This window comes from Stenotrophomonas sp. 2YAF26 (genome assembly GCF_052114625.1).
Lineage (GTDB): Bacteria > Pseudomonadota > Gammaproteobacteria > Xanthomonadales > Xanthomonadaceae > Stenotrophomonas > Stenotrophomonas indicatrix.
In genome coordinates this window covers 46,674-68,263 of the sequence record NZ_JBFRFC010000004.1, presented here as the reverse complement: position 1 = coordinate 68,263, position 21,590 = coordinate 46,674, and the positions used below count along the sequence as shown (strand labels likewise).

Below are 21,590 nucleotides of genomic sequence, written 5' to 3'. Positions count from 1 at the left end.
CCTCACTCTTCCGGGTAACCCAAGCGCACCGCGACCGGGGTGAGCTGGGCGAACGCGGCGCCCATCACGTCGCGATACCTGCGCCAGTGACCGGCAGGCAGGCGAGGTGCACCCAGCTGTGCAGCCGGCGGCATCGGACGCCCGAACACGCGGCCCAGCAGGTCGGCCATCGCATGTGCATCGTTGCCGATGTCGTCGATGCGCAGCAGCACGTGCGGATACAGGTCTTCCTCGTGCAGCGCGGCGATCTGCGTCAGCGAACGCACCAGCCACTGGCTGGCTTCGGCCATCGAGGTCATCGCCAGCGGTGCGGCGGCGCCGTAGGCGATCCAGTCCAGCAGCATGTCGCGCGGGTCGCGCAGCACCAGCAGCAGGCGGCCCTGCGGCAGCTGCGGGCGCAATGCCCACAACAGCGCGTTGTCCCACCACAGCAGCCAGTCGATCACGGTGTCACTTTCCAGGCCGCGGGCGGGCAGGTGCTCGCGCCAACGCTCGACCAGACGTTCCGGGCTCAGCACGCCCGACGCCAGGTCCTGCAGCGTGTTGTAGTTCTGGAAGGCATCGTCCGGTGGCGTGGCGGTGTAACGATCACTGCGCAGCACCGGGCTGGCAGCGGCCAGGCCGGTTGCCACCCGCTCCACGCCCGAACCCGGGGCGCCCCACAGGAAGATCGGCGCCGAGCCGCTGTCGCGCGTCGCTTCGTCGATGCTGGCCATCTCCGGCCAGCTCGGCGGTGCCTTGGCCTGCGGCGGCAACGGCAGCCGCTGCGAAGCCTGGTCGGTCTGCAGCGCCATCCACGTACGCAGCGCTTCTTCCGGCTGCCCGGCGCGATCCTGGATCTCGCCCAGCCAGGTCCGCAGATCAGCGCGGTGTCCCTCCGGTGCCTGTGCGATCAGGGCCTGCACGCGCTCCACGGCGGCGGCCGGGTCACGCTGCAGCAGCCCCTCGACGCGACGGCTTTCACCGCTGACGCGGCCCGGTTCCAGGGTGGTGATGCGCTCGGCGATGGCTTCGCCCTGCTCATGCTCGCCGGCCATGTCATGCAGACGCATGCGCGCTTCCAGCGCCGGCAGGTGGCCGGGCATCGCTGCCATCCAGCGCTCCACGACGGCTACGGCGCCGGCACTGCCGACGTCTTCCACGGCCAGTCGTGCCAGCCACAGGTCATGCAGCTGGTCATTGCTTTCCAGAGCGTCATCCAGGCGTGCGCGCGCTTCATCTTCGCGGCCCAGGCGCTGCCAGGACATCAGCAGCAGCTGCAGCACCTGGCGGTCACCCTGCAACGACTCCAGCAGCGGCAGCAGGTGCTCCAGCGCCTGCAGCGGCTGGCCACTGCGCAGTGCCAGTTCGCCGGCCAGGCGGCGCATCGGCGGCACGTCCAGCTCCGGCTGCTGCAGCGCCTGCTGCATTGCCTCGGCGGCGGCCTCCACGTTGCCCTGGCGCAAGGCCAGCTGCACCACCATGCCGTGCAGCGAGGACATCTTCGGGTTCAACGCCAGCACGCGACGGAACGCCTGCTCGGCAAACGCCAGCATGTCCTTGCCCAGATAGGCAAAGCCCAGCGCGTACAGCACGCGGGTATCGTCCGGCAGCGCCTGGCTGGCCGCCGACAACAGGGCCAGCGCACGGTCGGCGTCGCCGCGGCGCAGCGCGACCATGCCATCGATGGTCAGCAGTTCCGGATGGTCCGGCTCCAGCCGCGAGGCCAGGGTCGACAGCCGCTGGGCCTCGTCGAAATCATTGCGGCCCACCGCCAGGTGCGCCTGCATCAGGTAAGCCGGGAAGGCGTTGGGGTCCAGCCCGGTGGTGCGCAGCAGGGCTTCATCGGCCCCGTCGAACTGGCGCAGTGCCAGCAGCAGGCCGGCGTGCTGCAGGTGCAGCTGCGCATCATCGGGGGCCAGCTGCAGCGCCTGCTGCAACGCCTCCATCGCGGCCTCGGCCTGGCCCTGCTGCTGCAGCGCAAGCGCCAGCCAGCGGTGGGCCTCGGCCTTGCCGGGTTCGTCACGGGTCCACGCCTGGGCCAGCTGCACGGCCTGGCCGGCATCGTTCTGACGCAACGCTTGGAGGATCTGGTCTTGCATGGCCGTCCGGTTCAAGGTCAAACCCGCATTGTAGCGGGCCGCGCGCCGGTGCCGGTTCAGCCCGGCAGGACCCGCCGCAGGCGCTGTGCGACCCAACGCTCGGAGAACCCATCGCCGCGCCAGTTTTCCAGGAAGCCACAGTGGCCGCCCCAGCAGGCGGTTTCCAACCGCGCCTGCTGCGGCAGCTGCCAATCGCGGAAGGTCGCGTAGGGGATCACCGGATCGTCCTGCGCCATCAGGATGTCAGCAGGTACCTGCAGCGTGGACAGGCGGTCGCCGGCGATGGAGTAGCCATCGAAATAGGCCTGCAACGAACCGAACGTGGTGTGCCGCTCGACCAGCCAGGCGGTCAGCGAACGGATGTCCATGTTCAGCACACGGTCGTCGCAGTCGCTCAGTTCGGGGAACAGATCGCGCTTGCGCCGCAGCGAGCCGGCCCACTTGCGGCGGAAGTACCAGTCGTACATCGCCGGACCGTTCTCGATGTTCTCCATGGTCAGCCCGGGGTCGAGCACCGGGCAGACCGCGGCCACGTGCTGCAGCGGTACACCGGCGGCCGGTGCGCGCAGGGCCAGCCGCAGCACGAAGTTGCCACCCAGCGAGTAGCCGGCTGCAACCAGCGGCAGATCGGGCCAGCGCTGGGCGACATCGCCTGCGGCGTGCACCACTTCGTCGATGAGGTTGGAGTGGAAGATGCCGGGATTGAGATGATGGGTATTGCCGTGGTCGCGGAAGTTCAGCCGCACTACGTCTAACCCCTGCTCCAGCATGCGGGCAGCAGCCATGCGCATGTAGCTGGATTCGGCGCTGCCTTCCCAGCCGTGCAGCAGCAGGGCGATGCCGCGCGGTTCGCGCCCTTCTACATGGCTGTGCCAGCCCTGCAGGCGCACACCCTCACCACCATCGAGGATCAACTCCTCGCTGACAGCGCCGGTGGCGGCCAGCAGCAGCAGGCCACGTTGCAGGCGCATGCGGCTGGAGCTGAGCATCGACTGCAGATGCGGATTGCGCAGCCAGCGCGGCGGCTGATAGTCGGACGCGGTGAGCATCGGCGCATCAGCGTCGAGGGTCGGTGGCGGAAACACGGCCACCATGGCCTCAATCCCCGCTCATGGCCGCCACGATGCGCGCGCGCGAAGTTTCCGCGATGCGCCGACGGCCTTCCAGGTCCTGGGTGCCGATCGGCTCCAGGAAATGCACTTCGGTAGGCCGCGCCGGCTCACCGAGCAGGCGCAGGAAATTGGCGAAGAAACTCTCGCCCGGGCCGAAGGCCACGATGGTCTGTGCATTCCCGCGCACTCCATAGACCAGCGCCACCGGCTGTACTGGCACGCTGGTTTCGACCGCCGCCTGGAAGATGCGCGCATGGAACGGGCCAACGTCGTGGCCACCGCGGGTACGCCCTTCCGGGAACACGCCAACGGCCTTGCCGGCGCGCAAGCGGTCGGCCATCACCTGCATCACCCCACCCAGCGATTCAGTGTTGCCACGCTGGTGGAAAATGGTCTGGCCGCGCCCGGCAAGCCAACCGACCACCGGCCAGCTGGCGATCTCGCGCTTGGCGACAAAGCCCATCATGCGCTGGCTGTGCAGGATGGAGATATCGACCCAGCTGACATGGTTGGCGACGAACAGCACTGCGCCCGGCAGCGGCTGGCCGACGCGCGACAGGCGGAAGCCGAAGATCCACATCAGGCCGCCCTGCCACCAGTTCACCACCTTGGCGCCGAAGGTATCGTCGCCCACGCGCAGCTCGCCCCATGGCGGAAGCATGCCGATCAGGATCAGCGGCAGGAACACGGTGATGTGGACCAACAGCAGCGGTACGCGGTACAGGTAACGGCACACACGCGCCACGCCGCCGCGGGGGGCCGGAGTGGGGGAAGTCATCCACGCACGATACCGGAGGGCTGCCATCGCTGCCAGCCGAATTCGGCCATAAGTCTCATTGACGGCGGCCATCGGCGGGGAACGCTGGGTTCCGCCGCCGTCGCCGATGCCGCGACAGCTCAACCGTGCCCGGCCGCCACCACGGCCAGGGTCAGCCGCGAGATGCAGACCAGCCGGCCCTGCTCGTCCTCGATGCGGATTTCCCACAGCTGGGTGCTGCGGCCCACGTGCACCGCGCGCGCGGTGCCGGTGACCGTACCCGAACGCACGGCGCGGACGTGGTTGGCGTTGATCTCCAGGCCCACGCAGACCTGCTTGGCGGTATCCACGCAGAGATTGCCGGCGCTGCTGCCGAGGGTTTCGGCCAGCACCACCGAGGCGCCACCGTGCAGGATGCCGTACGGCTGGCGGGTGCGCTCATCCACCGGCATGGTCGCCTGCAGCCAGTCCTCGCCAGCGGCGCTGAAGACGATGCCGAGGGTATCGATGGCGGTATTGCGGCTGAGTGCGTTGAGCTGCTCGATGGAAACGGCTTCGCGGAATACCTGGGTCATGCGGCTACCTTCAGAGGATGGGAACGAGGCCGGCGCCGAATGCGGTCAGCATGCGCACCAGCAGCCACTTCGGCCCGACGTTGACCTCGGGGAAGTCGCCCACCGCGACATAGCAGCGGTGGAAATCGGCGCTCTGCCGCGGCAGTGGCTGCGGGCAGTCCGGGCCGGGCTTGAACTCGTAGTCGGTGGCGTAGCGCCACGGCCAGAAGTCGAGGATCGGCAGCGCCTCGGAGGCCTTGCCGACGCTGTAGTTCAGGCCGGACAGGACCGGCGGCTTGGCACGCGGCGCCACCGTCCAGGAGTTCTGCGGGTGGGTATCGCGCAGGATGCTCTGGGCCAGCTGCTCGGCGAAGGCCGGATCGTCGATGATCACCGCGCCTTCGGTGTTGTAGTTCTCGCTGCGCGGATCGAAGTTGTGGGTGCCGACCACGCCGATGCGGCGGTCGACCACCAGCGACTTGGCATGCAGGCCCATGCGCGCGCCCTTGCGGGTGACCGGCAGCGGCTTGTTGACCGCCTTGCTGCCCAGGAACGAGGGGCGCGTTTCGGTACGCAGCAGGCGGGTCTCGACTTCGCTGCCGGCAGCACGCCGGCGCGCACGGGCATTCTCATACGCACTGCCGGTACGCGGATGGATCACCCGCGCCGGCCGGTCGTCCACATCCGCAGCGGCCACCGCATCACCACCACTACCGCCACCGGCATTGCTGCCCGCCGCGCTGCCACCGAGCAGCGGATTGCGGCCGGTATCGCTGCCCGGCGCTGCGATCGGGTCGGGCAGCAGGTTGCGGTAATCGACCGGGGCATCCAGCGGGAACGGCTTGAATTCGAAGATGTTGAAGCCCAGCTCGCGCATGTTGCGCCGCTTGTACTTGTAGGACAGCGCATACACGATCGGGTTGTCGGTGGCGGCCAAGCTGTTGCTGGATACCACCACGCGCGGCGGCTGCGGGCGCTTGCGCAGCTCGCGGAACAGTTTCTGTGCCGGCTTGGACAGCACCAGGTAGGGCGTCTGCAGGATCACTTCGTGCTGCGCACTGGAAATCAGTGCGTCCAGCTGCGGCTCGGTGACATGCTGCCCGGCCAGTGGGGCGTCGGCGCGCTCACGCCGGTGCTTGCGCGGCAGATCGGCCACATAGCGCACCGAGGCGACCGGCAGGGCGGTATCGACGAACGAACGGGTGACGAAGGCGACGTCGTTGGCTTCCTCGCTGACCCGCTCCACCCGCTCGGGCCTGCGGAACTGCGCCGGTGGCAGCACCGGCACGCCCTGCTTGAGCAGGGTACGGCCGACATCGTTCAGCCGCTCGGCCGGCACGCTGCGCTGCGCGCGCCAGAAGGCATCGAAGTTGGCCGCCATCGCCCGTGCTTCGGGGCCGGCGATCAGCACATCACGGTCGCGGAAGTTGTACTCGCGGTCCCAGTCGTAATAGTCGTCCTGGTAGTTGCGCCCACCGACCACGCCGATCGCATCGTCAACCACCAGCAGCTTGTTGTGCATGCGCTGGTTGAAGCGGCGGAAGCAGCACAGCACGCTGCCGGCATAGTCGAAGTAGTTCAGCCGGGCCTTGCCGAAGGTGGGGTTGTAGACCCGCAGTTGGAAGTTCTCGTGGGCACCGGCCAGTGCGCCGAGGATCTGCAGGTCGGAGATCGCCGAAAGCTGGTCGATCAACAGCCGCACCTTCACCCCGCGCCGCGACGCCGCCAGCAGCTCGTCGATGACCAGGCGGGCGCTGTCGTCCTTGTCGAAGATGTAGGTCTGCAGGTCGATGCTGCGGGTGGCGCTGCGCAGCAGGTTCAGGCGCGCGACCAGCGCACCTTCGCCCTCGTCCAGCAGGGTGGCGTAGTGCCGCGGCTGGTCCGGGGTCGATTCGCTGAACGCCCGGCCGGCCAGTGCCCGCAGGGGTGAGTCCAGTGCGCAGCGGTCGGCCTGCTGGCAATCCACCTGGGTCGAGCGCGCCTGCACGGCGATCGCTTCGGCGCGATCACGCTGGGCATGCGACAGCGACGCGCAGCCGCTGCCCAGCAACACGGTTGCCAGCACCAGTACACGCAGCAATGGATTCACGGTTTCGACGCCTCGCTGAGACGTGCACGCAATACGAAGGTCACTCGGTCACTCAAGGCAAGCTGCCAGCTGTCCATGCCATACCGACCTCGTTGCACGGTACCGCGGCTGACGACGTCGCAATCATAGCCGGGTCGGGCACATTCCGCTTTCTCGACCTTGAGCGTCTCCGGATGGCTGACCCCGCGCAGGGTCAACCGGCCGTCGATACCGCCGCCCTCGGCAACCGTCTCCGGCCAGTACGGCAGCGAGTCGAACTCCACGAACGGGTAACGGCCGGCATCGAAGAACTCGGGGCCGCGCATCCAGCCGGTATAGCGGTCCTTGCCGGGAATCTCCACGGTGCGGGTGAACATCTTCAGGTGGACCTGGTGGCGGCCATCGGACAGCACTTCGATACGCCCCTCGAAACGGGGGAACACGCCCTCGATGCGCTGGCCGAAGCGGGTGCGGACTTCGAAACCGATCTGCGAGCGCACCACATCCAGCTGCAGCGTACGCGGCGGTTCGGCCACGACCGCCGGCAGCGCGGTCGGTGGCGGTGTGGCAGCCCAGGCCGGGCCGATCGCCAGAACGACTGGCAGCAGGCAGCGGCCCGGCAACGCCAACCTCATCGGCTCACGGCCACCAGAAGGCGTTCAGGCTGGCCACGCCCGGCTCGATCGTCGCCTCGCGGGCGAAACCGAGCACGGCCACGCCGCCCGGCGGCATGCCACGGTAATCACTGCTGGTGCCATCGGTCATCAGCGCCACCAGCTGCTCCAGCCCGGGGTTGTGGCCGACAATCAGCACCCGGTCCAGGTCACGGCGCTCGTCCACCAGCGCGGCCAGGGTGCCGGGGGTGGCCTCGTAGATGCGGTCTTCCAGGCGCTTTTCGACATAGCCGATGGCTGCCATCACCGCTTCCAGGGTTTCGCGGGTCCGCCGCGACGGTGAACACAGCACGCAGTCCGGCAGCAGGTTGTTCTCCTTCAGCCACTTGCCAGCGGCTTCGGCTTCAGCGAGCCCCACCGGCGACAACGGCCGGTCGAGGTCGGCCTGGCCGGTGGTGGCCGGTTCGGCGTGAGCGTGGCGGAGCAGGATCAGTTCGCGCATTGCGGGATTCCAATGAAGGGATGGAGACCTACGGCTGTTACAGCTTCAGCCAGGACAACAGGGGTTCCCAGTCGGCCTGGTGCTCGCGCACCTGGGCGGAGCGGTAATCGAAAAGACTGCGGCCCAGGCCGGTCATGACCACATAGCTCTGGCTGTCGCGCAGCTGGGCGACCACCGGATAGGGCCAGTCAGCCAGCATCTGCAGGGCCTGCTGCGAGGTCTGGGTCCAGGGCTTGGTGCGGTTCAGCACCAGCCCGACCGGCAGCTTGCGGCTGTGCACGCGCGGTACCTGGGCCAGGCTGTTGAGGAAGCCGACGATGGCTTCGATGTCCAGTGCCGAGGGCAGCACCGGCACCACCACGGCATCGGCAGCGTCGAGGAAATGCAGGATATCGTCGGCCAGCGCGCCGGCCGGTGCATCGATCACCACGGCATCGGTACCGTCGGGCAGCTTCTGCGCCCATTGCTTCTTGCGGTACACGTCGATCGGCAGCACCGCGCTTTCCAGCCCGGCCCGGCGCTGTGCCCAGCGGGTGCTGGAGCCCTGCGGGTCGGCATCGGCGATCACCGTGGCCTTGCCTTGCAATGCCGCGTACGCGGCCAGGTGGGTGGCGATGGTGGTCTTGCCCACCCCGCCTTTGGAACCGGCCACCAGGATCGTCTTCATGCCAGCCTCGCTTCCGGGTACGTGCCCCGAGCGTACACCGCCGATGGTGACGGAAGGTAGAGCCGTGCTGAACCAGTGCCCCCGGCCTTTGCTATCGTGGCGCCCCCGAAGGATCGAACCGCCATGAGCGAACTGCAGGACCTGAGCGCGCTGATCCGCGCCAACACGCCGTTGATCGTGGTCGAGAGCCAGGATGAGGGTCGCATCGTCGAGCTGTTCCGGCAGACGCTGATGCATGTCTGGCGGGCCCTGCACCGCTGGTCGATCACCGAGGGCCTGCGTCGCATCGACCTGGAGCGCGAGGACGAGCCGGTCGGCCCGCCCGATGCCAGCGCCGCACTGCAGATGATCCGCCAGGCCGACCAGCGCGGCGTGTACCTGCTGCTCGATTTCCACCCCTACCTGGGCTACGCCAGCCACCAGCGCGCCCTGCGCGACCTGATCCAGCGCCGCCACAGCGAACCGCACGTGCTGGTGCTGATCGGCGCCAAGGTGGAACTGCCGGCCGAACTGGAAGCCTTGGCGGTGCGCTTCAACCCGCGCCTGCCCGACGCCAATGCGCTGTTGAAGATGCTGCGCGAGGAAGCCGATGCCTATGCACGCGAACACGGCGGGCGCCGGGTGGAAGTGGACAGCGAGGCGGTCAAGAAGATCCTGAAGAACCTGCAGGGCCTGAGCCTGGTCGATGCGCGGCGCATCGCGCGGCAGCTGATCTATGCCGATGGCGCGCTGCGCGACGATGACCTGCCACAGTTGGCGCGGCTGAAGTTCGAGCTGCTCAACCGCAGCGGCCACCTGTTCTTTGAACATGACAGCGCGCGCTTCGGCGATGTGGCCGGCGCCAACCGGCTCAAGCGCTGGATCAACCAGCGTCGCGTCGCCTTCATCGCCGGCTCGGCACCGGCCGGGCTGGACCCGCCGCGCGGCATGCTGCTGCTGGGCGTGCAGGGCTGCGGCAAGTCGATGCTGGCCAAGGCCACCGCCGCCGGCTTCGGCGTGCCGCTGCTGCGCCTGGACGTGGGCGCGCTGTACAACAAGTACCACGGCGAGACCGAAGCCAACCTGCGCCAGGCGCTGGCCTCGGCCGAGCAGCTGGCGCCGTGCGTCCTGTGGATGGATGAGATCGAGAAGGGCCTGGCCACAGGCACCGAGGATGGCGGCGTGTCGCGCCGCGTGCTCGGCTACCTGCTGACCTGGATGGCCGAGCGCAAGGCGCCGGTGTTCATCGTGGCCACCGCCAACCAGGTGCACGAGCTGCCGGCCGAGCTGCTGCGCAAGGGCCGCTTCGACGAGATCTTCTTCGTCGACCTGCCCTCGGCCGATGTGCGCGTGGAACTGCTGCGGCTGCACCTGGGACGGCGCCAGCTCAATGCCGACGACTTCGCGCTGCCGGCACTGGCCGCAGCGGCCAACGGGTTTTCCGGTGCGGAAATCGAGCAGGCGATCGTGGCCGGGCTGTATTCGGCGCATGCCGAAGGCCGGCCACTGGATACCGAACTGCTGATGGGCGAGATCCGCACGACACGGCCGTTGTCGGTGCTGATGGCCGAGCAGGTGGCGGCATTGCGGGAGTGGGCGTCGGGGCGCACGGTGTCCGCGGACGACTGAGGGTTTCCTGCGAACGGCGCAGCCCCTCGTGGCTGCTGGTTGCCCGCAAGAATCAAAAGCCGCGCTTGGTCGGGCGGGGTGGATTCGCGGGGGACGCCGTGAATCCGTCCCTGGAGGCTTGGCCGCGGCTTGCTCGTGTGCGCAATCCTGCGCACCCGGCAAGACCGAGGTTGGGCGTCCTGCCCAACCCGCCCGCGGCATGCCTCGGGCCCATGCCGCGGACACCCCCGCGAACCCACCCCGCCCGACCTCTGACAGTTTCCGGGGGTGATCAGCCACGGAAAAGAAAAAAGAAGAGCAAAAACAAAAGCGGTTGGCTGGCCGCTTTTTGTAGCGCCGAGCCCACGCTCGGCTGCATTTCGATCAGATATCGATAATTCGACTCCGATGCAGATTCATCCACGCATGGCGTGGATCTACGTGTCGACCAAGGTCGACACCTACCAACAGCAGCGGGAATCTGTCGAAGGCGGGGCACTGTGGGTTTGCGGGGTGTGAGCGGCATGGATGCCGCGACCAAGCCCCCATGGATGGGTTTACGGCGGCCCCGCAAACCCACAGTGCCCCGCCATCCCGCAGAAAGCCCGTTGTTGCTTCGGCTGTTGCTGTTGCTTCGGCCGTTGCCTCTGCGGGTGCCGGGTGCAACCCGGCCGAACCCCCACCCTCACGGCCAGGCTGGAGGTGCGGCCGCCCAGGCCTGCTGTACTTCGGCCAAGGTCGCGCGTTCGTCATCGCGCCATTGCGGCAACAGCTGCGCGTAATGACTGCTGTCGCGCCATTGCCCCGGCTCGGTCCGTACGGCGGCGGCATACCACTTCACCGCCTCCTGCTGCTGGCCGGCCCGCCACAGCGCCAACGCATAGCTTGGCGGCACCCAGCCCGGATTGCTGCGCAGGGTGCTGGCAGCGGCCTGCCACTGTTCCAGCGCAGCCAGCGCCTGGCCCTGCCGCAACAGGTCCCAGCCATAGTTCCAGCGTACGCTGCGGCCCAGCGCGCTCTGCACCGGCGCCTCGGCCAGTGCCTCGCGATAGAGCTTGTCGCCCAGTTCCGCGCGCCCCTGCGCGATGGCCACCGACGCCAGCTGCGCCGTGGCTTCCAGCCCCTTGCGGCCACGCTCGCGATGCTTCAGCAGCTGTGCCACCAGGTCTTCGCCTTCACCCTGCACCACCGTGATCGGCGCGGCAGCGGCGTCGCTGTCGAAATAGAACTCCTGCGGTGCCGGCAATGCCGGCGCGGCCCACACAGTGGCCGCTCCCGAAACCAGCAACACGCCGGCCAGGAACTGTCCTGCAACTGACATCCCAATTCCCCCAAGGTTGAAACACCAACCCTCCCTCTCTCTCCCCGATCCTAACCCCAGCACGGCCCCGGCGCGAGTGCCGGGGGCCCTGGCCCCCCACTGTTACAATTCGCGCCTTTCCCGCCGCGTGCACCTGCGCGGCCGGTGCCAGCCGATCCTGACAGGCCAGCCATGACCAGTACCGCGCAACTCACCTCGCCCGCTTCCGCCGACCTGCTCGACCGTGATTACACGCTCGACCACAAGTACACCCGCAACGAAGGGCGGATCTACCTGAGTGGCGTGCAGGCGCTGGTGCGGCTGCCGCTGATGCAGCGCCTGCGCGACGAGGCTGCGGGCATCGACAGCGCTGGCTTCATCAGCGGCTATCGCGGCAGCCCGCTGGGCGGCTTCGACCTGGAACTGTGGCGCGCGCGCAAGCACCTGGAAACGGCCAAGGTGAAGTTCACCCCGGGCCTCAACGAGGACCTGGGTGCCACCATGGTGTGGGGTACCCAGCAGACCAACCTGTTCCCCGGCGCCAACGTGCAGGGCGTGTTCGGCATGTGGTACGGCAAGGGCCCGGGCGTGGACCGCTGCGGCGACGTGTTCAAGCACGCCAATGCCGCCGGCACCTCGCGCCATGGTGGTGTGCTGGCACTGGCCGCCGATGACCACGCCTGCCGCAGCTCGACGCTGCCGCATGGCAGCGAGGACGAATTCGTCAGCGCGATGATGCCGGTGCTGAACCCGGCCGGCGTGCAGGACATCCTCGACATGGGCCTGCTCGGCTGGGCGATGAGCCGTTACACCGGGCGTTGGGTCGGCTTCAAGACGATCGCCGAGACGGTGGAATCGTCGGCCTCGGTCGAGGTTGATCCGCTGGCCCGGCGCATCGTGCTGCCGGAGGACTTCGACATGCCCGCCGGCGGCCTCAACATCCGCTGGCCCGATCCGCCGCTGGACCAGGAGATGCGCCTGCACCGCTATGCGGTGAAAGCCGCGCAGGCCTTCGCGCGTGCCAACGGCATCGACAAGGTGGTGATGGACGCGCCGCGTGCGCGGCTGGGCATCGTCACCACCGGCAAGAGCTACCTGGACGTGCTGCAGGCACTGGAATACCTGGGCCTGGACGAGCATGCCTGCGCCGACATCGGCATCCGCGTGTACAAGGTCGGCATGACCTGGCCGCTGGAACCGGAAGGCATCGCGCGCTTTGCGCAGGGCCTGGAAGACATCATCGTGGTGGAGGAGAAGCGTGCCTTCATCGAGCGCCAGATGAAGGAGCAGTTCTTCAACTGGCCGGCCAGCTGGGGCCAGCGTCCGTCCATCGTCGGCAAGTACGACGAGGCCGGCGAGTGGATCCTGCCGTCCACCGGCGAACTGACCCCGGCCACCATCGCCGGCGTGATCGGTCGCCGTATCCAGAAGTTCTTCAACAACGACTCCATCGAGCAGCGGCTGCAGTGGATGCAGGAAAAGGAAGCCGAGCTTGCGTTGCCACGCGCCAGCTTCCCGCGCGTGCCGCACTACTGCTCCGGCTGCCCGCACAACACCTCCACCACCGTGCCGGACGGCTCGCGTGCGCTGGCCGGCATCGGTTGCCATTACATGGTGACGTGGATGGACCGCAGCACCGACACCTTCACCCACATGGGTGGCGAAGGCGTTACGTGGGCCGGGCAGGCCGCGTTCACCGACACCCAGCACGTGTTCCAGAACCTGGGCGACGGCACCTATTTCCATAGCGGTTCGCTGGCGATCCGCCAGGCGATCGCCGCCGGCGTCAACATCACCTACAAGATCCTCTACAACGACGCGGTGGCGATGACCGGCGGGCAGCCGGTGGACGGCCCGTTGAGCGTGCCGGACATCGCAAAGCAGATGCGTGCCGAGGGCATCCACACCATCATGGTGTTGTCGGACAACATCGCCAAGTGGACGCGCCAGCGCGAGCATTTCCCCAGCGATGTGGAGTTCCACGACCGCAGCGAGCTGGACGCGGTGCAGAAGCGCCTGCGCGAAGTGAAGGGTGTTTCGATCCTGATCTACGAACAGACCTGCGCCACCGAGAAGCGCCGTCGCCGCAAGCGCGGCAAGCTGGAAGATCCGGCCAAGCGGGTGATGATCAACTCGCTGGTCTGCGAAGGCTGCGGCGACTGCGGCAAGAAGAGTTTCTGCGTGTCGGTGCTGCCGAAGGAGACCGAGTTCGGTCGCAAGCGCGACATCGACCAGTCCAATTGCAACAAGGACTATTCCTGCGTGAACGGGTTCTGCCCGAGCTTCGTCACCGTGCACGGTGGGCAACCGCGCAAGGGCAGCAAGCGCGATGCCTCCACGCTGCTGGACAACCTGCCGGCACCGGTGGTGCGCGGCACGCTGGAGCAGCCCTGGAACATACTGATCACCGGCGTTGGCGGCACCGGCGTGGTGACCATCGGCGCCCTGCTGGGCATGGCCGGTCACCTTGAAGGCAAGGGCGCCTCGGTGCTCGACCAGACCGGGCTGGCGCAGAAGGGTGGCGCGGTGACCACGCACATCCGCATCGCCCGCCGCCCGGACGACATCCATGCGGTGCGCATCGCCGCTGGTGAAGCCGATCTGGTGCTGGGCTGCGACATGGTGGTGGTCAACGACTACTGGGCACTGTCGAAGGTGCGCGCCGGCCGTTCGCAGGTGGTGCTCAATACCTACGAGGCGATGCCGGGCACGTTCACCACACGCCCGGACATGCAGTTCCCCGCCGCCGACATCATCGCCGGCGTGCGCGTGGCCCTGGGTGGCGAGGAGCCGCTGCTGCTGGACGCAACCCAGCTGGCCACCGCGCTGCTCGGCGATGCGATCGCCGCCAACCTGTTCATCCTCGGCTACGCCTGGCAGCAGGGCCTGGTACCGCTGTCGTTCGAGTCGCTGATGCGCGCCATCGAACTCAACGGTGCGGCCGTGGCGATGAACCAGCAGGCCTTCGCATGGGGCCGCCTGGCCGCGGTCGATCCGCAGGCCGTGCAGCAGGCCGCCGGCCTGGTGCGCAACCGCCACACCGACACCGAGAACACGCCCGGGCCGCTGCATGCACTGCCGCCGGGCGAATGGGAAGGCAACGAGTGGGGCGCCACCGCCGCACCGCGCAACACCGGTGACGAGCGCGAGCTGCGTGGACTGCCGACGCACGGTGGTGATGTCGCCTTCCTGCCGCTGGACGACGCGCGCCTGTCGCGCTCGCTGGACGAGATGATCGAGCGCCGCTCGGCCTTCCTGACCGACTACCAGGATGCCGCCTACGCCAACCGCTACCGCACGCTGGTCGAGCGTGTACGCGCGACCGAAGCCGAGCGCATCGGCGGCTCCACCGCGTTGACCGAAACCGTGGCCCGCTACCTGTTCAAGCTGATGGCGTACAAGGACGAGTACGAAGTGGCGCGCCTGTACACCAGCGGCGACTTCCAGCGGCGCCTGCAGCAGCAGTTCGAAGGCGATTACCAGCTGCGCTTCCATCTGGCACCGCCGCTGTTCGCCAAGAAGGACGAACAGGGCCGGCTGCAGAAGAAGGAGTACGGCCCGTGGATGTTCAAGGCGTTCGGCCTGCTGGCGAAGCTGAAGTTCCTGCGCGGTGGTCGCCTGGATGTGTTCGGCCGCACCGAAGAGCGTCGCATGGAGCGCCAGCTGATCACCGATTACGAGGCGACCCTGCAGGTGTTGCTGGACGGGCTGGATGACGACCGCCTGGCGCTGGCGGTGGAGATCGCCAGCATTCCCGAGCACATCCGCGGCTTCGGTCACGTCAAGGAAGCGCACTTCGAGAAGGCCAAGGCGCGCGAAGCGGTGCTGCTGGCGCAGTGGCGCAACCCGAAGGCGCTGCATATCGTGCAGGTGGCGTAATCGTTGGTGCCGGCCGCTGGCCGGCATGCCCGCTCCACGCATAACGTCGCCTCATGACAACGAACGCTGACATTTGCAAATAGTCGGCGTTCGATTACATTGGACGGAATGTCATCGAACGGCGACTATTGCTTGGATGTCGTCGAGCGCATACATTCGCGGAATGGACGTCCTCCGAACTTCCCGAGACTTGGGCGTGGTCATCCGCCAACGTCGCAAGACACTCCGCTGGGATCAGGCGCAGTTGGCCGAACGCGTGGGAGTGAGCCGGCAGTGGATCATCGAAATGGAGAAGGGCAAACCCCGGGCCGAACTGCAACTTGTACTGCGGACGCTGAATGTACTCGGCCTGGTACTGACCGTCGGTGACGTCGAGGGCGAGTCATCCGTTGCTGATTCGTCGGAAATGCCTCTAGTGCTGCCCGATATCGACACTATCGTGGATGGCAACCGGCTGTACCCGGATGAACGTCGCAAGGCAGTTGTGCCGATCGATGGTCGTAACCGCAGCAAGGATCTCTAAAAGCCTCTTCTCCCTGGAAACCGCGCTTCCGGCATGGACCTCAACGTACTCCTTTCCAACAGAGTGGCTGGATACCTTGGGCAGGATGCACATGGGCATCCAACGTTCCGTTACGCGGACAGTTGGCGCCAGACGCCGGGGGCCTATCCCTTGTCTCTCGCACTTCCGTTGGCGCAGGACAGTGCGCCCAGCGCAACGCTATCCGCGGTGCTGTGGGGACTGCTTCCGGACAACGAGGTACTGCTGCAACGATGGGCCTCGCGATTCCATGTATCAGCCCGCAATCCGGTCGCATTGCTCTCCCACGTGGGTGAGGACTGCGCGGGAGCCGTCCAGTTTGTGGGAAGTGAACGGCTCGCGGCCGTCCTTTCGGGCGAGAGCGACAGGCAGGAGCCACTGTCCACGCATGAAATCGCCCGACGCCTGCAGCGTGTACGTGTGGACCAAGCCGCAGCACGGCGACTCGATGATGTCGGACAGTTCAGCCTGGCCGGGGCGCAAGCCAAGATCGCCCTGTTACAGCGCAACGACGGGGGCTGGGAGATTCCCGCCGGTCGTATTCCAACGACCCATATCCTCAAGCCATCCAGCGGCGACTACGACGGATTCGTCGAGAATGAGGTGTTCTGCCTACGTCTGGCCAGACACGTTGGCATGTCAGCCGCGTTTGCTGAAATGATCTGCGTGGAAGACGCACAGGCAATCTCCGTAAGGCGATACGACCGCATACGTACGGCGGCTGGATGGCAGCGTGTACACCAGGAAGACTTCTGCCAGGCTCTGGGCGTGATGCCCCAAATCAAGTATCAGAATCAGGGTGGACCCGGTCCTGCCGATCTTGCACGAGCGCTATGGGATCATTCCAGTCAACCGCGCTCGGATGTCGAGGCACTGCTGCAGGCACTGCAATTCAACTACCTCATCGGCGGCACGGATGCGCACGCGAAGAATTATTCGCTGCTGATAGGCGCCCAGGGAAGGGCCCGCCTTGCCCCTCTGTACGATATCTCCAGTGCACTGCCCTACACCGAACTTCAGCACCGCAAGATCAAGATGGCGATGAAGATTGGCAGCCACTACCGCTGGTGGGACGTCCGCTTGATGGATTGGCGGTCTACCGCTGAGGCAATGAGACTTGATGCAGACAAGGCACTGTCTGGATTGTTCGACATGGCCAGCCAACTTCCCGCGCTCGCGCGACAGTTACATGCGGAACTCCACGCGGAGGGGATTTGTCACCCGGTACTGAACCGCTTGCTCGATGCCATCGATATGAGCTGTCAGCGCTGCCTGCGGCAGTTTGAACAGCCCGACGCCTGATCAGCCCAACCGCCACAGCAGCAGGCGGTTGTTGGCCGGCATCGCCACGTCACCCAAGCGGGTAAAGCCGTTGTCTGCGGCCAGCGCCTGCACCGCTTCGATATCGCGGATGCCGCTGCGCGGATCACGCGCCTTCAGCCACGCATCGAACTGCGCATTGCTGTCGCTGGTGTAGCGACCGCCGTAGTTGAACGGGCCGTACACCGCCAGCAACGTGCCGTGGCGCAGCAGGGGCGGCAACGCGGCGAACAGCGCCTGCACGTGCTGCCAGCTCATGATGTGCAGCGTGTTGGCACTGAATGCGGCGTCGAACATGCTGCCTTCCGGCAAGCTCAGGCCGGGCGCTGGCGGCAGTTCCACCTGCAGCACCACCGGCGGCAGCAGGTTCAGCAGCGCCGCCTCCGCGCGCCAGGACTCGATGCCGGGCAGATGATCCGGATGGTCGCTGGGCTGCCAGCGTAGCCATGGCCAGCGCTCGGCGAAGAAAGCGGCATGCTGGCCGGTGCCGCTACCGATCTCCAGCACCCGGTGGCGATCTCCCATCCACGGGTCGAGCGCAGCGGCGATCGGTTCGCGGTTGCGTTCGCAGGCTTCTGAATACGGCTTGCTCGACATCGAGACGGCGTCCAGGCGGGGTCGGCCTCATTGTGCACGAGGGGGGTATTGCTCGGCAGGGCTGCGCCCTGCACCCGCCGAAGCGGTAGTGCCGGCCGCTGGCCGGCAACGTCAACAGCAAGAGCTGGTTTCCTGCGGGATGGCGGGGTGGGTCCGGTGGCGGGGGACGCCGTAAACCCGTCCTTGGGGGCTTGGCCGCGGCATCCATGCCGCGGACACCCCCGCCACCGGACCCATCCCGCCTTCGACAGATTTTCGCGATCTGTCGGAACGGCACGGGGTCAGATCCCGTTGCTACGCAACGGGATCTGACCCCGGATTTATTTCGATACCTGACAGATGTGTCGACCAAGGTCGACACCTACCAACAGCCGCGGAGATCTGTCAGAGGTGGGGCGGTGTCGGAGTGCGGGGTGTCAGCCGCATGGATGCGGCTGCCAAGCCTCCAGGGACGGATTCACGGCGTCCCCGCACTCCGACACCGCCCCGCCCACCCACGGAATGCCCGCTTTTGACGTTGACGTTGCTGCTGAGGTTGCCGGCCAGCGGCCGGCACTACAGCAGGTGCAGGGCTGCAAGCCCTGCCGAAACCCTCCCCGACCATGACTGCAGTCACTTGCCCGAATGTCCGCCGCTGGCGAAAGTCGAGGAGTTGACGTGATCGGATCGGTCCTTTGCCGGCCGCACGGAAGTGAGAGAGAGACGCAGTGCAACGACGTGAGTTCCTGGCATTTTCCGGTCTGGGCCTGGCGGGCCTGGTCCTGCCGCATTCGCGGCTGATCGCCGCCGAGCAGTTGCTGGCCCCGGTCGACCCGGCCAAGCGCCGGCGCCTGGCCGAGGTCGCCCTCGCCGCCGCGCGTTCGGCCAAGGCCAGCTACTGCGACGTGCGCATCGGCCGCTACCTCAACCAGTCGGTGATCACCCGCGAGCACCAGGTCGGCAACGTGACCAACCGCGAATCATCCGGTGTGGGCGTGCGGGTGATCGTCAACGGTGCCTGGGGTTTCGCCGCTACCCACCAGCAGACCGAAGCGGCGGTGCGCACCGCCGTCGAACAGGCCACCGCCATCGCCCGCGCCAATGCCAGCATCCAGACCCGCCCGGTGCAGCTGGCGCCCACCCCGGCGGTCGGCGAGGTGCGTTGGCAGACGCCCATCCGCCGCAATGCGATGGAAGTGCCCATCCAGGACAAGGTCGAGCTGCTGCTGGCGCTCAATGCGGCCGCACTGAATGCGGGTGCCGACTTCATCAATTCCACCCTGTTCCTGGTCAACGAGCAGAAGTACTTCGCTTCCAGCGACGGTTCGTTCATCGACCAGGACATCCACCGTATCTGGCTGCCGTTCACCGCCACCGCCATCGACAAGGCCAGCGGCAAGTTCCGCACCCGCGCCGGCCTGTCTTCGCCGATGGGCATGGGCTACGAGTTCCTTGATGGCGATGCACGCGGCAAGGTGCAGCTGCCCGGTGGCATCACTGCGTACCGCGATTCCTATGACCCGGTCGAGGACGCCATCGCCGCCGCCCGCCAGGCGCGCGAGAAGCTGAAGGCGCCCTCGGTGAAGCCCGGCAAGTACGACCTGGTGCTGGATCCGTCCAACCTGTTCCTCACCATCCACGAGAATGTCGGCCACCCGCTGGAACTGGACCGCGTGCTCGGCTACGAGGCCAACTACGCCGGCACCAGCTTCGCCACCCTGGACAAGCGCGATGCCGGTTTCCGCTGGGGCAGCGACATCGTCACCTTCTTCGCCGACAAGACCCAGCCGGGCAGCCTCGGCGCGGTCGGCTACGACGACGAAGGGGTGAAGACCCAGCGCTGGGACCTGGTGCGCGACGGCATCCTGGTCGACTACCAGGCCACCCGCGATGAGGCGCACATCCTCGGCCGCGACGCCTCGCATGGCTGCAGCTATGCCGACTCGTGGTCCAGCGTGCAGTTCCAGCGCATGGCCAATGTCTCGCTGGCGCCGGGCAGGACGCCGCTCAGCGTGGAGGACATGATCAAGGACGTGGAGAACGGCATCTACATCCACGGCCGCGGCTCGTACTCCATCGATCAGCAGCGCTACAACGCGCAGTTCGGCGGCCAGCTGTACTACCAGATCAGGAACGGAAAGATCACCGGCATGGTCGAGGATGCGGCCTACCAGATCCGCACGCCGGAGTTCTGGAACGCCTGCAGCGCCATCTGCGATGAACGCGACTTCCGCCTTGGCGGTTCGTTCTTCGACGGCAAGGGCCAGCCCGGCCAGGTGTCGGCGGTCTCGCACGGTTCGTCCACCACCCGTTTCAACGGCATCAACATCATCAACACCGCGCGCAGTCTCGGCGCTTGAGCCACCCGTCCTTCATGGAGAGCAGCCTTGCACAGACGTGACTTCCTGGCCCTGACCGGGCTTACCGCTGGCGGCCTGATCGTGCCGTCGTTCTTCGGCAAGGCGATCGCCGCCGAGCAACTGCAGTCCAGCCTCGACCCTGCGCTGAAGAAGCGCCTGGCCGACGCCGCCCTGCAGGCTGCGCGCAGCGCCGGCGCCACCTACTGCGACGTGCGCATCGGCCGCTACCTGCGGCAGTTCGTGATCACCCGCGAGGACAAGGTGCAGAACGTGGTCAACACCGAGTCCACCGGTGTGGGCATCCGCGTGATCGTCAACGGCGCCTGGGGCTTTGCCGCCACCAATGCGCTCAGCACCGCCGACGTGGCCCGTGCCGCGCAGCAGGCGGCGGCGATCGCCAAGGCCAACGCGGGCGTGCAGACCGCGCCGGTGCAGCTGGCCAAGGCGCCGGGCGTGGGCGAGGTCAGCTGGAAGACGCCGATCCGCAAGAATGCGATGGAGGTGCCGATCAAGGAGAAGGTCGACCTGCTGCTGGACGTCAACGCCGCGGCGATGGGCGCCGGCGCCAGCTTCGTCAACTCGATGCTGTTCCTGGTGAACGAGCAGAAGTACTTCGCCTCCACCGACGGTTCCTACATCGACCAGGACGTGCACCGCATCTGGGCACCGATGACGATCACCGCCATCGACAAGGCCAGCGGCAAGTTCCGCACCCGCGAAGGCCTGTCCGCACCGATGGGCCTGGGCTACGAGTACCTCGATGGCGCAGCTGCCGGCAAGGTGCTCACGCCCAATGGCGTGGTCAACTACGGCTCGTCCTACGACATGAAGGAAGATGCCATCGCGGCGGCCAAGCAGGCGCAGGAGAAGCTGAAGGCGCCGTCGGTGAAGCCCGGCAAGTACGACCTGATCCTGGATCCGTCGCACACCTGGCTGACCATCCACGAGTCGATCGGCCACCCGCTGGAACTGGACCGCGTGCTCGGCTACGAAGCCAACTACGCCGGCACCAGCTTCGCCACCCTGGACAAGCGCGAGCAGCATTTCCAGTACGGCAGCGAGCACGTGAACATCTTTGCCGACAAGACCCAGCCGGGCAGCCTCGGCGCGGTCGCGTACGACGATGAAGGCGTGAAGTGCAAGCGCTGGGACCTGATCAGCAACGGCAAGCTGGTCGACTACCAGACCATCCGCGACCAGGCCCACATCCTCGGCAAGACCGAATCCGATGGCTGCTGCTATGCCGACTCGTGGTCCAGCGTGCAGTTCCAGCGCATGGCCAACGTGTCGATGGCGCCGGGCAAGTCGCCGCTGAGCGTGTCGGACATGATCAAGGACGTGGAGAACGGCATCTACATCATCGGGGATGGTTCGTTCTCGATCGACCAGCAGCGCTACAACGCGCAGTTCGGCGGCCAGCTGTTCTACGAGATCAAGAACGGAAAGATCACCCGCATGCTCGAAGACGTGGCCTACCAGATCCGTACACCGGAATTCTGGAATGCCTGCAGCGCCGTGGCCGATGAACGCGACTACCGCCTGGGCGGTTCGTTCTTCGATGGCAAGGGCCAGCCCGGCCAGGTCTCGGCGGTCTCGCACGGTTCCTCGACCGCGCGCTTCAACGGCATCAACGTCATCAACACCGCACGCAGCCTCGGCTGACCGGTCAGGA

Annotated in this window: 16 protein-coding genes; 6 read left to right on the top strand and 10 right to left on the bottom strand. The window is 67.0% G+C overall.

Annotated features, from left to right (window positions below):
- Positions 1-2: 2 nt before the first annotated feature.
- The 8 genes from AB4Y98_RS05820 to AB4Y98_RS05785 form a co-directional block, all read right to left on the bottom strand.
- Positions 3-2,081 carry a tetratricopeptide repeat protein gene (locus AB4Y98_RS05820; protein WP_442243962.1) on the bottom strand — a complete coding sequence of 693 codons (2,079 nt, stop codon included), beginning with the start codon at positions 2,079-2,081 and terminating at the stop codon, positions 3-5.
- Between the two features lie 56 nt (positions 2,082-2,137).
- Positions 2,138-3,172 (bottom strand): YheT family hydrolase, encoded by a 1,035-nt coding sequence (locus tag AB4Y98_RS05815; protein WP_442244039.1) that lies wholly within the window; start codon positions 3,170-3,172, stop codon positions 2,138-2,140.
- Between the two features lie 7 nt (positions 3,173-3,179).
- Positions 3,180-3,971, bottom strand: a complete 792-nt coding sequence (locus AB4Y98_RS05810) for a lysophospholipid acyltransferase family protein (RefSeq protein ID WP_312110958.1) — start codon at positions 3,969-3,971, stop codon at positions 3,180-3,182.
- 119 nt (positions 3,972-4,090) lie between these two features.
- Positions 4,091-4,525, bottom strand: a complete 435-nt coding sequence (locus AB4Y98_RS05805) for a hotdog fold thioesterase (RefSeq protein ID WP_025875986.1) — start codon at positions 4,523-4,525, stop codon at positions 4,091-4,093.
- 10 nt (positions 4,526-4,535) lie between these two features.
- Positions 4,536-6,593 (bottom strand): phospholipase D family protein, encoded by a 2,058-nt coding sequence (locus AB4Y98_RS05800; RefSeq protein ID WP_442243961.1) that lies wholly within the window; start codon positions 6,591-6,593, stop codon positions 4,536-4,538.
- Positions 6,590-7,207 (bottom strand): YceI family protein, encoded by a 618-nt coding sequence (locus tag AB4Y98_RS05795; protein ID WP_363734215.1) that lies wholly within the window; start codon positions 7,205-7,207, stop codon positions 6,590-6,592. Before AB4Y98_RS05795 ends, AB4Y98_RS05800 begins: the two co-directional genes overlap by 4 nt.
- 4 nt (positions 7,208-7,211) lie before the next feature.
- Positions 7,212-7,688 carry a SixA phosphatase family protein gene (locus AB4Y98_RS05790; protein WP_032977995.1) on the bottom strand — a complete coding sequence of 159 codons (477 nt, stop codon included), beginning with the start codon at positions 7,686-7,688 and terminating at the stop codon, positions 7,212-7,214.
- Positions 7,689-7,725: 37 nt separating this feature from the next.
- Positions 7,726-8,355 (bottom strand): ParA family protein, encoded by a 630-nt coding sequence (locus tag AB4Y98_RS05785; protein ID WP_394197353.1) that lies wholly within the window; start codon positions 8,353-8,355, stop codon positions 7,726-7,728.
- Between the two features lie 123 nt (positions 8,356-8,478).
- Between AB4Y98_RS05785 and AB4Y98_RS05780 the strand changes: the two genes are divergently transcribed.
- Positions 8,479-9,963, top strand: a complete 1,485-nt coding sequence (locus tag AB4Y98_RS05780; protein ID WP_442243960.1) for an AAA family ATPase — start codon at positions 8,479-8,481, stop codon at positions 9,961-9,963.
- 664 nt (positions 9,964-10,627) lie between these two features.
- Here the strand turns inward: AB4Y98_RS05780 and AB4Y98_RS05775 are convergent.
- Positions 10,628-11,263, bottom strand: a complete 636-nt coding sequence (locus AB4Y98_RS05775) for a hypothetical protein (RefSeq protein WP_033832697.1) — start codon at positions 11,261-11,263, stop codon at positions 10,628-10,630.
- A 171-nt stretch (positions 11,264-11,434) separates the two neighbouring features.
- Here AB4Y98_RS05775 and AB4Y98_RS05770 point away from each other — a divergent pair, with 171 nt between their 5' ends.
- From AB4Y98_RS05770 to AB4Y98_RS05760, 3 genes are all read left to right on the top strand, one after another.
- Positions 11,435-15,121, top strand: a complete 3,687-nt coding sequence (locus AB4Y98_RS05770) for an indolepyruvate ferredoxin oxidoreductase family protein (protein WP_442243959.1) — start codon at positions 11,435-11,437, stop codon at positions 15,119-15,121.
- A 196-nt stretch (positions 15,122-15,317) separates the two neighbouring features.
- On the top strand, positions 15,318-15,644 hold the full coding sequence (locus tag AB4Y98_RS05765) for a helix-turn-helix domain-containing protein (protein ID WP_442243958.1): 327 nt from the start codon (positions 15,318-15,320) through the stop codon (positions 15,642-15,644).
- A gap of 33 nt (positions 15,645-15,677) precedes the next feature.
- Entirely contained in the window at positions 15,678-16,964 is a 1,287-nt protein-coding gene (locus AB4Y98_RS05760) for a type II toxin-antitoxin system HipA family toxin (protein WP_442243957.1), read from the top strand.
- On the opposite strand, the gene AB4Y98_RS05755 is transcribed toward AB4Y98_RS05760, so the two are convergent.
- On the bottom strand, positions 16,965-17,579 hold the full coding sequence (locus tag AB4Y98_RS05755) for a DUF938 domain-containing protein (protein WP_442243956.1): 615 nt from the start codon (positions 17,577-17,579) through the stop codon (positions 16,965-16,967).
- A gap of 707 nt (positions 17,580-18,286) precedes the next feature.
- On the opposite strand from AB4Y98_RS05755, the gene AB4Y98_RS05750 reads away from it, so the two are divergent.
- Together AB4Y98_RS05750 and AB4Y98_RS05745 are read left to right on the top strand one after the other, a co-directional pair.
- On the top strand, positions 18,287-19,918 hold the full coding sequence (locus tag AB4Y98_RS05750; RefSeq protein WP_442243955.1) for a TldD/PmbA family protein: 1,632 nt from the start codon (positions 18,287-18,289) through the stop codon (positions 19,916-19,918).
- A 27-nt stretch (positions 19,919-19,945) separates the two neighbouring features.
- A complete protein-coding gene (locus tag AB4Y98_RS05745; RefSeq protein WP_025876010.1) occupies positions 19,946-21,580 on the top strand; it encodes a TldD/PmbA family protein in 1,635 nt (544 codons plus the stop codon).
- Positions 21,581-21,590: the final 10 nt, after the last annotated feature.

Coding starts and splice junctions, on each gene's coding strand:
- AB4Y98_RS05755 (WP_442243956.1), bottom strand. CDS start 17,579: ATGTCGAGCAAGCCGTATTCAGAAGCCTGCGAACGCAACCGCGAACCG.
- AB4Y98_RS05770 (WP_442243959.1), top strand. CDS start 11,435: ATGACCAGTACCGCGCAACTCACCTCGCCCGCTTCCGCCGACCTGCTC.
- AB4Y98_RS05775 (WP_033832697.1), bottom strand. CDS start 11,263: ATGTCAGTTGCAGGACAGTTCCTGGCCGGCGTGTTGCTGGTTTCGGGA.
- AB4Y98_RS05780 (WP_442243960.1), top strand. CDS start 8,479: ATGAGCGAACTGCAGGACCTGAGCGCGCTGATCCGCGCCAACACGCCG.
- AB4Y98_RS05790 (WP_032977995.1), bottom strand. CDS start 7,688: ATGCGCGAACTGATCCTGCTCCGCCACGCTCACGCCGAACCGGCCACC.
- AB4Y98_RS05810 (WP_312110958.1), bottom strand. CDS start 3,971: ATGACTTCCCCCACTCCGGCCCCCCGCGGCGGCGTGGCGCGTGTGTGC.
- AB4Y98_RS05785 (WP_394197353.1), bottom strand. CDS start 8,355: ATGAAGACGATCCTGGTGGCCGGTTCCAAAGGCGGGGTGGGCAAGACC.
- AB4Y98_RS05820 (WP_442243962.1), bottom strand. CDS start 2,081: ATGCAAGACCAGATCCTCCAAGCGTTGCGTCAGAACGATGCCGGCCAG.
- AB4Y98_RS05795 (WP_363734215.1), bottom strand. CDS start 7,207: ATGAGGTTGGCGTTGCCGGGCCGCTGCCTGCTGCCAGTCGTTCTGGCG.
- AB4Y98_RS05805 (WP_025875986.1), bottom strand. CDS start 4,525: ATGACCCAGGTATTCCGCGAAGCCGTTTCCATCGAGCAGCTCAACGCA.
- AB4Y98_RS05760 (WP_442243957.1), top strand. CDS start 15,678: ATGGACCTCAACGTACTCCTTTCCAACAGAGTGGCTGGATACCTTGGG.